The 12,685-nt window shown below is 60.7% G+C and carries 9 protein-coding genes; all 9 read right to left on the bottom strand.

The genetic code is table 11. The features are described from left to right. Positions 1-157: 157 nt before the first annotated feature. Entirely contained in the window at positions 158-1,228 is a 1,071-nt protein-coding gene (phaC, locus tag QQJ86_RS21505; protein ID WP_284323025.1) for a class III poly(R)-hydroxyalkanoic acid synthase subunit PhaC, read from the bottom strand. 9 nt (positions 1,229-1,237) lie between these two features. After that, complete coding sequence (locus QQJ86_RS21500; protein WP_284323024.1) at positions 1,238-2,290, bottom strand: poly(R)-hydroxyalkanoic acid synthase subunit PhaE; 1,053 nt, start codon at positions 2,288-2,290, stop codon at positions 1,238-1,240. Between the two features lie 111 nt (positions 2,291-2,401). Then, positions 2,402-4,507: a polyribonucleotide nucleotidyltransferase gene (gene pnp, locus QQJ86_RS21495; protein ID WP_284323023.1), complete on the bottom strand. Its 2,106-nt coding sequence runs from the start codon at positions 4,505-4,507 to the stop codon at positions 2,402-2,404. Between the two features lie 76 nt (positions 4,508-4,583). After that, a complete protein-coding gene (rpsO, locus tag QQJ86_RS21490; RefSeq protein WP_192674877.1) occupies positions 4,584-4,853 on the bottom strand; it encodes a 30S ribosomal protein S15 in 270 nt (89 codons plus the stop codon). 151 nt (positions 4,854-5,004) lie between these two features. After that, positions 5,005-5,937 carry a tRNA pseudouridine(55) synthase TruB gene (gene truB, locus QQJ86_RS21485; RefSeq protein WP_284323022.1) on the bottom strand — a complete coding sequence of 311 codons (933 nt, stop codon included), beginning with the start codon at positions 5,935-5,937 and terminating at the stop codon, positions 5,005-5,007. A 69-nt stretch (positions 5,938-6,006) separates the two neighbouring features. Beyond that, entirely contained in the window at positions 6,007-6,378 is a 372-nt protein-coding gene (gene rbfA, locus QQJ86_RS21480; protein ID WP_284323021.1) for a 30S ribosome-binding factor RbfA, read from the bottom strand. A 164-nt stretch (positions 6,379-6,542) separates the two neighbouring features. After that, positions 6,543-9,356 carry a translation initiation factor IF-2 gene (gene infB / locus QQJ86_RS21475; protein ID WP_284323020.1) on the bottom strand — a complete coding sequence of 938 codons (2,814 nt, stop codon included), beginning with the start codon at positions 9,354-9,356 and terminating at the stop codon, positions 6,543-6,545. A gap of 128 nt (positions 9,357-9,484) precedes the next feature. Continuing rightward, a complete protein-coding gene (gene nusA / locus QQJ86_RS21470) occupies positions 9,485-10,990 on the bottom strand; it encodes a transcription termination factor NusA (protein ID WP_284323019.1) in 1,506 nt (501 codons plus the stop codon). A 47-nt stretch (positions 10,991-11,037) separates the two neighbouring features. Beyond that, entirely contained in the window at positions 11,038-11,559 is a 522-nt protein-coding gene (locus QQJ86_RS21465; protein ID WP_284323139.1) for a ribosome maturation factor RimP, read from the bottom strand. Between the last annotated feature and the right edge of the window lie 1,126 nt (positions 11,560-12,685).

Genomic DNA, 12,685 nt, shown 5'->3' with positions numbered 1-12,685 from the left:
TAGTTTACCAGCAATGGTTCTCGCGCCTTTCAAGGGGGTTGTCGCGAAAGGACCGTTTTGCCATGAAAGTGCACCAATGCCCGTCATTCCCGCTAAAACGGGAATGACGGGCATACGTAAATCACTACTCTCTCGGAAAATGAAAGGGAGCGAAAAGCTAAGCGCCGCGTTGGCGCAGCCACTGATGAATCGCCGGCGCCACTTCACGCTGCGCGCGACCGGAAACATAGATGCCGATATGACCGCCTTTGAACGCAAGCTCGGTGTAATCGGTAGTGCCAACGTGCTTCTGCAGCGCACGCGACGCATCCGGCGGGACCAAGTGATCCTGCGTGGCGTAGATATTGAACACTGGCTGGGTGATCATCCCCAAATCCACCGGCTGCTTGCCGATTTGCAAATCGCCTTTGATCAACTTGTTCTGCTGGAAAAATTCTTTGATGAATTCGCGGAACGCTTCGCCGGCCTGATCAGGTGAATCGAAGATCCAGCGCTCCATGCGCAAAAAGTTTTTCAGTTCCGCCGGATTGTCGAGAATATCGACCATGCTGACGTACTTCTGCTGATTCAAGCGTAGCGGCTTCAGCATCAAGTACACCCAGTTCATCAGCTCCGCCGGAATGTTGCCGAGCGTATCGACGAACAGATCCACGTCCATGTTTTGCACCCAATGCGAAAGCATGTTGTCGGAGGTGCGAAAATCCACCGGCGTCACCATGGTGACGAGGTTCTTCACCTTCTCCGGGTGCATGGCGGTGTAGCACAAGGAGAACGTACCGCCCTGGCAAATGCCAAGCAGGTTGATGGCGTCCAGGTCATGACGTTTGCAGATCGCGTCAATGGCACGATCCAGATAACCGTTGAGGTAATCGTCGAGCGTGAGCCAGCGATCTGCACCGTCGGGATAGCCCCAATCGATCAGGTAGACGTCCTCGCCCTGCTCCAGCAGGTTGCGCACCAGCGACCGGTCTTCCTGCAGGTCGGTCATCCACACCGTGTTGACCAGCGCGTACACGATGAGGGTCGGCACCTTGGCGGTGGGCTTGTGGTTGCCCTTCATGTGCCAGACGGTGAGCTTGTCCTCGCGGTATATCGCTTCGCGTGGCGTATTGGCGTAGTCCTGCTCTCCGAGGCCACGCAAGGTCTGCAGTCCAGCAGCCAGTTTGCGCTGGAAAGTGGCGATTTCGTTGAAGGCTTGCTGCGGATCGATAGGCAAGGGATTCAGCATGCTCGTTCCTTACTTGCGCTTGCCGGCAGCAGAGCGCGTGGCTTTTGTGCGCTGAGAAGGTGTGACCGTCTTGCCGTTTCCGTTGCCGGCCTTGCTTTCGATCGGACGCACTTTCGCGGTTGTCTTGCTCGCCGCCAGCTCGCGTTTGAGCGTAGCGATTTCGGCCTGCAAGGTGTCGACCAGTGAATCATCCGCCGCAGTTTCGCCCTGCCCGCGCGCTTGCGCTTCTTTGAGTTCACGCCGTAACTGCTGCACGCGCTTGCCAAGGCTGTCCACTTCACTGCGGGTGGGAATGCCCAGTTCGCGACACATCTGCTCGGTCTGCTGCTGTTGCAGTTTGCGCACCTGCATCTGCGCATTCACCAGTGCGCCGAACACTTCACGGAATTCCTGCGAAAGCGCCATTTCGGCATAGGCCTCTTCCATGGCGTCGACCCACAAGTCGTATAGCGCCTTCAGCGATTCGACCTGCTTGCCGGGTTCCCCATGCTGGGACAGCAGTTGCTGCAGTCGCGCGATACCTTCCGCGTTCACCTTCTGCAGAAGGCCCTGATAACGTGCGTTGATCTGCGCATAGTTCTGCATCGCAGTGGCCAGCGCTTGCTGGTCGAGCTGCATTTCGCGCGTAATGCCGAAAGCGGCCATCTGATTTGGCATGCCACCAGCCATGCCCGCCTGCTGCATGGCTTGCAGCCAAGTCTGCCATTGGTGATCCAGGCCAAAGGCGGAAGCGCTGTCGATGCCCGCTACCGTCTGCGTGAAAGGCTGGTTGAACGCGGCCAGGAATGACTGCATCGCAGCCGGCTGCTGCCAGGGATTGGTGGTCTGGCCAAGGCCTGCGCCGGCGGCCTGCTGCAGCCAATTGCCGTAAGTCTTGAGGCTGGCCAAGCTGCGGGTCAGCAGATCGTCCTGTGGCATTGCCGCGGCACCCATGCCAAAACCCGCGGCGAAGGGATTGGATGGCTGCCCCGATTGCTGTTGCAGATAGCGCATCCAGGTCTCCCAGGATTGTTGCGCAAAGGCCTGGTAGTCCTTCATAAACTCGTTCGCCTGGTCGGGCATGCCTGCATCCTCGAGGTGAAACGCAATGCTATCAAATACGAGCTTGCAAAAATGAAAACGCCCGGCTGCTAAGCGCGGGCGTTTTCGATCTTCAGCTTGTCAGAAAAGCGCTCAGACGCTCGCGCCTTCGTCTTCGGTCACCGCCTTCATGGACAGGCGGATACGGCCCTGCTTATCCACTTCCAGCACCTTCACCTTGACGATATCGCCTTCCTTGAGCTTGTCGGAGACCTTCTCCACGCGCTCGTTGGAAATCTGCGAAACGTGCACCAGGCCATCCTTACCCGGCAGGATCGTCACGAACGCACCGAAGTCCATCAGCTTGGCGACCTTGCCTTCGTAGATGCGGCCGGGTTCCACGTCCGACACGATCTGGTCGATGCGCTTGCGTGCCTCTTCTGCAGCCATGCGGTTGACCGAGGCGATCACCACGGTGCCGTCGTCGCTGATGTCGATGGTCGTGCCGGTTTCTTCAGTGATGGCGCGGATGGTTGCACCGCCCTTACCGATCACTTCGCGGATCTTGTCCGGATGGATCTTGATGGTAAGCAGGCGCGGAGCGTATTCGCTCATCTCCGCACGCGGCTGGCTGATCACCTTGGCCATTTCGCCGAGGATGTGCAGACGGCCACGCTTGGCCTGCTCCAACGCCAACTTCATGATCTCTTCGGTGATACCTTCGATCTTGATGTCCATCTGCAGCGCGGACACGCCTTCGGCGCTACCGGCCACCTTGAAGTCCATGTCGCCGAGGTGGTCTTCGTCACCCAGGATGTCGGACAGCACGACGAAGTCGCTACCTTCCTTCACCAGGCCCATGGCGATACCCGCCACCGGAGCTTTCAGCGGCACGCCGGCGTCCATCAGGGCGAGCGAAGAGCCGCACACCGAAGCCATGGAGGACGAACCGTTCGACTCGGTGATCTCAGAGACCACGCGAAGGACGTACGGGAATTCTTCCATCGCCGGCTTCACCGCCTGCACGCCACGCTTAGCGAGACGGCCGTGGCCGATTTCGCGGCGCTTCGGCGCACCGAAACGGCCAGCTTCGCCCACCGAGAACGGGGGGAAGTTGTAATGGAACAGGAAGGGATCCTTCGACTCGCCTTCCGGCGCATCGATGATCTGTGCGTCGCGTGCGGTGCCCAGCGTGGCCACGACCAGCGCCTGGGTTTCGCCGCGAGTGAACAGCGCCGAGCCATGGGTACGCGGCAGCACGCCCACGCGCACGGAGATCGGACGGATATCGTCCAGCTTGCGGCCGTCGATGCGCACCTTGGTCTTCAGCACGCCGTCGCGCATGGTGCGGTATTCGATCTCCGCAAACGCGTTGCTGATTTCGAGGTCGCTCCAGCCGTGCGAAGCGGCGGTTTCGGCGATGCCAGCCTTGATGTCGGACTTCAGCGCAGCAATGGCATCGCGACGCTCCAGCTTGTCACGGATGGCAAACGCTTTTTCCAGGCGATCGCCGAGGATGCCCTGGATGTCGTTGAACAGCGCATCGTTGCGTGCGGGCACTTCCCACTTGAACGCCTTGCGGCCAGCTTCGGCGACAAATGCGTTGATGGCATTGACCACCACCTGCATTTGCTGGTGGCCGTACACCACCGCGCCCAGCATCACTTCTTCGCTGAGCAGCTTGGCTTCGGATTCCACCATCAGCACGGCGTTGGCTGTGCCTGCGACGACCAGGTCCAGATCGGAGGTCTTGAGCTCGCTGACCGTGGGGTTCAGCAGATACTGGCCGTTGGCGTAGCCCACGCGGGCGGCACCGATCGGGCCCTTGAACGGAATGCCGGCCAGGCTCAACGCAGCGGAGGCGCCGATCATGGAGGCAATATCACCGTCGATTTCCGGATTGAGCGAGATCACCTGGGCGATGACCTGCACTTCGTTCTTGAACTCTTCCGGGAACAGCGGGCGGACCGGACGATCGATCAGACGCGAGGTGAGCGTCTCCTTCTCGGTCGGGCGGCCTTCGCGCTTGAAGAAACCGCCTGGAATGCGGCCGGCGGAGTAGAACTTCTCGACGTAATCGACGGTGAGCGGGAAGAAATCCTGCCCGTCTTTCGCCTTGGCAGCGGCCACCACGGTGACCAGCACCACGGTGCCGCCCATGCTGACCATGACGGCGCCTGAAGCCTGGCGGGCGATTTCGCCCGTCTCCAGTGTGACTTCGTGATTACCGTACTGGAATGACTTGGTTACTTTCGCCACTTTGGATGTCCTGATTTAAAAAATGCGGCCATGGATGGCTGCTTTTTGATCTTGCGATCATGGATGAGCGCAAAAATCAACGACGCAGGCCGAGGCGCTCGATCAGGCTCTGATAGCGACCCAGGTCGCGATCCTTCAGGTAGCCGAGCAGGCGCTTGCGCTGGTTCACCAGCTTCAGCAGACCACGACGGGAGTGATGATCCTGCTTATGCGTCTTGAAATGATCGGTGAGGTGCTCGATGCGAGCGGAAAGCAGGGCAACCTGCACTTCCGTGGAGCCGGTGTCGTTCGGCGCGTGGCCGAAATCAGCAATGATCTTGCTGGACTGTTCTGCAGTGAGGGACATGGTGTCTTCCTTAAAAAAACAGATGCGGAACTTGCGCAACGTCACCGCCTGATGACGTTGCGCAAGCTCCGACAGTTGAGTGAAAGTGTTGAATCAAGCGCGTTATTGTACCGAGGGCCGGTGTATTGCAACAAGAGCATCACATAACGTGTTAAGTCACTGCGGGCAGATTGAAGCCCCTAAGGATGCGTACTCGGCCTTGTTCATCACAATCGACCAGAGCCAGCAGACGCCCATCGCTGGTGAAAGCCGCCGAACGCACAGCCGGCTGGGTCGCGGGCCAATCAATCTGACGCCCCCGTGAGACTGCGTGGCCGGCATCGGCATCCAGGTGCAGTGCCGGCAAATCCGCCACTCCGGCGGCAAGGGGGAGCACCAGCCGGTCGGCGACGTCATTGCCCTGTCCGGCCGCCTCGCGCAGTTGGTCCAGAGTGATCATGGTCGGGGTACGGAAAGGCTCCACCCACAGGCGCCGCAGGGCTGTGAGGTGGGCGCCGCAGCCCAACTTTTCACCCAAATCCACCGCCAAACTGCGGATGTAGGTGCCCGAGCCGCATTCCACGTGCAGCGTCAAGCTGTCTTCGGTACGGGAAACGAGTTCCAGCCGGTCGATCTCCACCTCGCGTGGCGGTGCTTGCACAGCCTCGCCACGGCGAGCTTTGAGGTAGAGCGGCTCACCATCTTGTTTCAGCGCGGAGTACACCGGCGGTATCTGCACGATGCGCCCTCGCAATGTGTTCAGGGCAACCTCGATGGCGGCTTCGTCCAAGGCCGGGACCGGACGCTGGTCAACGACCTCACCTTCCAGGTCCGCCGTGGTGGTAGTGACACCTAGGCGGCATTCGGCGAGATAGGCTTTGCGCGAACCAAGCAAGCTGCCCGCCAGCTTGGTGCCTTCGCCGAAGCACAGCGGCAACAACCCCGTAGCCAGGGGATCGAGTGCACCTGTATGCCCCCCCTTGGCCGCTCGCAAAATGGCCATCGCCATCTGCAGGGCTTTGTTCGAGCTCAGTCCCAACGGTTTGTCGAGCAGCAGAATGCCGTGCAGATCGCGGGTATCGGGACGTTTGCGGCGGCGGCTCATGAGGTACGCGGCAATGTTTGAAGTCACCCCGCTGTTGCGGGATTAGCGGCGAGAAATAGATGCTGCGATTTAGTCGTCGCTGCCGTCTGAGTCCGATAACGGGCTCTCACGCAGCAACTGATCGATGCGCTCACCCTTATCGACCGAATCGTCGTACTTGAAGCGTAGTTCCGGCACGCGGCGCAGGCGCATGCTGCGCGACAAAGAACGGCGAAACTCGATCGCCAGTTCGTTGAGCGCTTTCACCGCTTCTTTCGACTGGTGCGGCAACAGTGCGGTGACCCACACCGTCGCCCAATCCAGGTCACGCGTCACTTCCACGTCGGACACGCTGCACGACGGCAAACCGTGATCGCGCACGGCAGCGTGCACCAGCGTGCCCAACTCACGGCGGAGTTCGGCGCCTACACGGTCAGTGCGTTTGAAATCACGGGATGGCATGTGTCGGATGATCGTTGTGACAGAGAAATATTCGCTGGAAAGGTATTGCTTGTTCGTCATTCCGGCGCAGGCCGGAATGACGATGAGAGGTCATCGAGTTCGAGGCTAGATTGGCCCCTCACCCCAACCCTCTCCCCGAAGGGGAGAGGGAGTTGTCGCGTGGATTACAGCGTGCGGGCGACTTCGATACGCTCGAAGCATTCGATCTGATCGCCCACCTTCACGTCGTTGTACTGCTTCACGGCGATACCGCATTCCATGCCGTTGCGCACTTCGTCGACCAGATCCTTGAAGCGGCGCAGCGACTCCAGTTCGCCTTGGAAAATCACGGTGTTGTTGCGCAGCACGCGGATCGGCTTGCTGCGTTTCACCATGCCTTCCGTCACCATGCAGCCGGCCACGGCGCCGAACTTGGAGCTGCGGAACACGTCGCGCACCTGGGCGATGCCGATGATTTCCTCGCGCACTTCCACGCCGAGCAGACCGGAAGCTGCCTGCTTCACCTGATCGATCACGTCATAGATGATCGAGAAGTAGCGAACGTCCAGACCCGCCGTATCGATCACCTTGCGGGCCGAGGCGTCGGCGCGCACGTTGAAGCCGATGATCAGTGCCTTCGAAGCCGCTGCCAGCGTGGCGTCAGATTCGGTGATGCCGCCAACGCCGGCAGCGATCACGTTCACCTTCACGCTTTCGTTGCCGATCTGGCTCAGCGATTCGCGCAAGGCCTGCACCGAGCCCTGCACGTCGGCCTTGACGAGGATGTTGAGCGTCTGCTGCTCGGACGTCTGGCCCATCTGCGCCATAATGTCCTCGAGGCGATTGGCCTTGCTGACCATGCGCGTCTCGCGGCGCTTCAACTGACGTTCGGCCGCCACTTCGCGAGCCAGGCGCTCATCAGCCACCACCACGAAGTCGTCGCCCGCTTCCGGCACGCCGGAGAGGCCAAGCACCTGAACAGGAATCGACGGACCAGCTTCTTGCACCGTCTTGCCCGTTTCATCGATCAGCGCGCGCATGCGGCCGTACTCGATACCGCAGACGACAAAGTCGCCGCGCTTGAGCGTGCCCTGCTGCACCAGCACCGTGGCGACCGGACCACGCCCGCGGTCCAGACTGGATTCGATCACCACACCGGAGGCCGGGCCATCTTCCACCGCAGTGAGTTCCATCACTTCGGCCTGCACCGAAATGGCGTCGAGCAGGTTGTCGATACCCATACCAGTCTTGGCCGACACCGGTACGAATGGCGTGTCGCCACCCCATTCTTCCGGGATCACCTCGAGAACGCCGAGGCCCTGCTTTACGTGGTCCGGGTTCGCGTCGGATTTGTCCATCTTGTTGATCGCGACGATCAACGGCACCTTGGCGGCGCGTGCGTGCTGCACGGCTTCCTGCGTTTGCGGCATCACGCCGTCATCAGCAGCGACCACCAGCACGACGATATCGGTCGACTGTGCGCCGCGTGCACGCATCGAGGTGAAAGCGGCGTGGCCTGGCGTATCCAGGAACGTGATAACGCCCTTCGGCGTTTCCACATGGTAGGCACCGATGTGCTGGGTGATACCACCGGCTTCGCCCGAAGCCACCTTGGTGCGGCGGATGTAGTCGAGCAGGGAGGTCTTGCCGTGGTCGACGTGGCCCATGATGGTGACCACCGGCGGGCGCGACACGCGCTCGCCCTCCAATTCGGCGCTTTGCGTGTGCGCTGCCAAAGCGGCTTCGGCGCCCTGCTCGCTGGCTTCCACCGCCTTATGGCCAAGTTCTTCCACCACCAGCATGGCGGTGTCACGGTCGATGGTCTGGTTGATGGTAGCCATCACGCCCATCTTGAACAGGGCCTTGACCACCTCGGAGCCCTTGACCGCCATCTTCTGCGCGAGCTCGGCGACGACGTTGGCGTCGCCCACCACCACCTCGCGCACCACCGGTGCCGTCGGCTTGGAGAAGCCATGCGCACCGGCCGCCGCCGATGCGCCGCCACGCCCGGTTTCGCGCGAAGCTGCCTTGTGGGGCTTGCCGCGCTTGCTGGAACGGCGCGCGCGGTCGGCTTCGGACAGATGCAGTTCGCCTGCGGCGAAACGCTTGCCACCCACGGCATCGTCGCGATCACGGGCGCCGGCACCGGCGCCGTGGCGCACTTTGCCGCGATCGGCGCCGCTGCTCGGTGCGGGGGCCGGGGCGGGCGCAGGGGCCGGAGCGGGCGCCACTGCAACGGGTTTCTTCTCGCGCTTACGCGGCTCATGGATGCGCGGCAAGATCATGCCCAACGAGTTGGGATCGATACGCTGCACGGCGGCCGGTGATTCGGGCACTTTCTCTTCCTTCGGCTCAGCCGGTTCCGGCGTACGCACCGGTTCTTCTTCCACAACTCTCGTTTGTTGCTGTTGCTGCTGCTCGACCTGCGCAGCCTGCTGCGCTTCGGCGGCAGCCCGTGCTGCGGCTTCCTGACGTGCACGCTCGACCGCCTCGGCTTCGCGCCGTGCGGCTTCCTCTTCAGCACGCTGGCGCGCTTCTTCCTGGCGCCGATGCTCGGCGTCGGCGCGCTCCTGTTCTTCGTGCTCGCGCTGGTGCTGGGACTCCTGCAGCCTGCGCAAGGCTTCTTCGCGCTCTGGCTCCGCGCTCGCTTCCTCGGCGATCACGCTGCGCTTGACGTAGGTGCGCTTGGCGCGCACTTCCACATTCACCGTCTTGGCGCTGCTGGAGGTGCCGCGGCCGCCCGGCGTGGAGACTTTCAGCTCGCTGATCTTGCGGCGCTTGAGGGTGATTTGCCGTGGCGAGGAATCGTCCGCTTCAGGCGCGGCATCGACCTTGCCATGCGTGCGGCGCAGAAAGCCCAGCAGTTTCACCTTCTCGGTGCTGCTGATGACCTGCTCCGGATTGGAGAATTTCATACCCGCTTCGCCGAGCTGCGTCAGCAGCCGGTCAACGGGCATGCCCAAAACCTGAGCGAGTTGTTTGATTGTGACGTCCGACATCGTGATTCTTTCTCCGCCGTTCCCGCGCTTATCGTCCGTACAAAACCAAGTTCTTGCACGGCCACCTCCGTCCTTGGTGGAGACCTCGCGGCCTCCGGCGCGCCCATCCGGGACGCTGCCGCCCGCGGTTAGCCGCCCTTCTCCAGCCGCGCAATCATCGGCGCACGCGCCGCCATGATGAGTGCCGCAGCACGATCTTCATCCATGCCGTCGATGTCGATCAGATCGTCGACCGCGAGGTCAGCCAGATCGTCCACCGTCCCTACGCCACGCTCGGCGAGAGCGTATGCGGTGACTTCGTCCATGCCTTCCAGATCCAGCAATTCCTGCGAAGGCTGGTGTTCGTCGAGGTTTTCTTCGACTGCCAGCGCTTCCGTAAGCAGCGAATCACGGGCGCGGGCGCGAAGCTCTTCGACGATGTCCTCGTCGAAACCTTCGATGGCCAAAAGCTCCGCGCTCGGTACGTAGGCAATTTCCTCGACACTGGAGAAACCTTCCTGCACGAGGATGTTGGCGATTTCCTGGTCCACTTCCAGCTTGTCCATGAACAACTGGCGAGCGGATTCCTGTTCGGCTTCGCTCTTGGCGGCGACCTGGTCCTGGGTCATCACATTGAGCTGCCAGCCAGTGAGCTTGCTGGCCAGGCGCACGTTCTGACCGCCGCGACCGATGGCCTGCGAGAGCTTGTCCTCGGCCACCGCGATGTCCATCGAGTGCTTGTCTTCATCCATGATAATGGACTGCACTTCGGCCGGCGCCATCGCGTTGATTACGTACTGAGCCTGGTTCTCGTGCCACAGGATGATGTCCACGCGCTCGCCGTTGAGCTCGTTCGACACCGCCTGCACGCGCGAGCCGCGCATGCCGATGCAAGCGCCGATGGGGTCGGTGCGGCTGTCGTGCGCCACCACTGCGATCTTGGCGCGATCACCCGGATCACGCGCGCAGCCCTTGATCTCAACCAGGCCCTGGCCGACTTCCGGCACTTCAAGCTTGAACAGCTCGATCATGAATTCCGGCGCCGCGCGTGACACGAACAACTGCGGACCGCGCGCTTCGGATTTCACTTCATGCAGATAGCCGCGCACACGGTCACCGACGCGATGCGATTCACGCGGAATGGTCTTGTCGCGCGGGATGAAAGCTTCAGCATTACCGCCGAGATCAAGGTAGACGTTGCCGCGCTCAACGCGCTTGACGATACCGGTGACCAGCTCGCCCACGCGATCCTTGAACGCGTCGACCACTTGCTGGCGCTCGGCTTCGCGCACGCGCTGCACGATCACCTGCTTTGCCGCCTGCGCGGCAATGCGGCCGAATTCGGCGTTTTCAATCTGTTGCTCGACGAAATCGCCGACCTGTGCACCGGGCTGTTCGTCTTCGGCGTCCATCAGACGCAGCTGGTGAAATGGTGATTCCATCTCGCCGTCGTCGGCGATGACTTCCCAACGGCGGAACGTTTCATAGTCGCCGGAGTTGCGGTCGATGGAGACGCGGATATCCGGATCCTCATCCGGATAGCGTTTTTTCGCGGCCGACGCCAACGCGGCTTCCATGGCCTGGAAGATCACGTCGCGCGACACGCCTTTTTCGTTGGCAACCGCATCAACGACCAGCAAAAGCTCTTTGCTCATTGCAACCACTCCGTGGACGCTCGTCTCGCGTCCCATCGACAGATTGACTATTTGGAACCTTTCTTATTGCCCGGCTTGCGACCGCCGGGTTTGGGCTGCGGCACGTAACCGAGCGCTGCCCAATCCGGCACGATGCGCGCGCTTTCCACCGCATCGTGCTCGAATTCAAACATCTTGCCTTCAGCCTCTAGACCGATCCGGCTACCTTCCACTGAAACAACCTTGCCGCGTAAACGGCGACGACCTTCCAGCGGTGCTTTCAGCAATAACTTCACTTCCTGCCCGACCACCTTCGCAAACTGCTCGGAGGTGAACAGCGGTCGATCGATACCCGGCGAGGACACTTCCAGTACGTAGTGACCCGGAATCGGATCCTCGACATCGAGCAGTGCCGACAATTCGCGGCTGGCTGCTTCGCAGTCGTCGAGGTTGACCTCGCGCCCTTCCGTATCGAGATACACGCGCAAAGTGCTCTGCCCCTGCGAGGGGCTGAATTCAATACCGATGCATTCCAGCTGCAGATCTGCCAGAACCTCGGTGAAGCGTCGTGCTAGCGCTTGCGTGTCCACACTCTCTACCGTCGCCAGAAACAAAAAATGGGCTCCGACGGCCCATTCCCTTACCTTGCCGATGTCCCGACTCCATCCGGGACCTTTCCGCGCGCCCAACAGGCCAATTATGGCCCGATAAAGCGCGTACGCATCCTTGCGCCCAACAAAAAAGCCTCGCGAGGAGGCTTTCTTGTCCAAGAAAGATCCGGTAGCGGGGCCATCTTCGCGCTGCTCAACAGGCTGCGCGTACGCCTCTACCCGCTTCAGAGTTCGTGAATTATACGGAGGCGGACGGTGCTACGCAATAAGAAACGCTGCTGACAACCACATGTCGACGTTTTGTCTACACGCAAGCCCCCATCAACTCCAGATTCACCGTCCCGGCGAACGCCGGGAGCAGAAAAGTCACTGCCGCCGGCTTGATGAGCTTAGCTGTTTTAAAAAACGCGCCTCGCCAGGTGACGGTTTTTCACCGTCTCGGATTCGAGAGTAAAGGGGCCTGCGGAGAGACCGTAAATGCCCAGTGGGTATAATTCCTGGCGTCCCTGAAGGCCGCATTTTCCTTGCTGAAATCAGCCTTGATGATGTCCCCATCGATTTCCCAGATCGGCGTCCGGTCGGGTTTGCCGGTCATGGGGTCGTATACAGGTCAGCTCGCTCACTAGCAAAACACGCACAACGTTCGCGTATCATCCCGCCGTCTTGCGACTGAAATGCGCAAGACTTAGAAAGAAAATCCAGGGTTCACGTTGCACGATAACGTTCACGCCGCTTCCACAACACCGCAAAATGTGAAGTAAGGGAGTTGTCGCCAACGGCGACATACGCACAAAGGGAAGTTGGTAGCGCAACAAAATCGAACCGGTCGATTCTGCAGCAACTTCGGCACATCCGTACCACCAGAAACATCGCGAAAGATGATGACGGTAGGAGGGACTTATGCGTCGGAAATGGCTTGCGTCACATGATGGTTTTTCGATTAGCGCGAATAGCGCCACACATACGGCACTTTTCGGGCTCGCAATAAATAGACCTATAGCGCCAAAGACTCCGCGGTCTCGCGCAGAGCGATCTGGCAGCTGCCGTATTACCGCACCTTGTTTGCTGAGTTTGGCTATCGCACAACTTTTTCCGTGCAGCCATG

The sequence above is a fragment of the Dyella acidisoli genome, assembly GCF_030160295.1.
Classification (GTDB): domain Bacteria; phylum Pseudomonadota; class Gammaproteobacteria; order Xanthomonadales; family Rhodanobacteraceae; genus Dyella_B; species Dyella_B acidisoli.
The sequence above is the reverse complement of the archived record's forward strand: the minus strand, read 5'-3'. Positions and strand labels throughout refer to the sequence as shown.

Coding starts and splice junctions, on each gene's coding strand:
- nusA (WP_284323019.1), bottom strand. CDS start 10,990: ATGAGCAAAGAGCTTTTGCTGGTCGTTGATGCGGTTGCCAACGAAAAA.
- phaC (WP_284323025.1), bottom strand. CDS start 1,228: ATGCTGAATCCCTTGCCTATCGATCCGCAGCAAGCCTTCAACGAAATC.
- truB (WP_284323022.1), bottom strand. CDS start 5,937: ATGAGCCGCCGCCGCAAACGTCCCGATACCCGCGATCTGCACGGCATT.
- rpsO (WP_192674877.1), bottom strand. CDS start 4,853: ATGTCCCTCACTGCAGAACAGTCCAGCAAGATCATTGCTGATTTCGGC.
- QQJ86_RS21500 (WP_284323024.1), bottom strand. CDS start 2,290: ATGCCCGACCAGGCGAACGAGTTTATGAAGGACTACCAGGCCTTTGCG.
- rbfA (WP_284323021.1), bottom strand. CDS start 6,378: ATGCCATCCCGTGATTTCAAACGCACTGACCGTGTAGGCGCCGAACTC.
- infB (WP_284323020.1), bottom strand. CDS start 9,356: ATGTCGGACGTCACAATCAAACAACTCGCTCAGGTTTTGGGCATGCCC.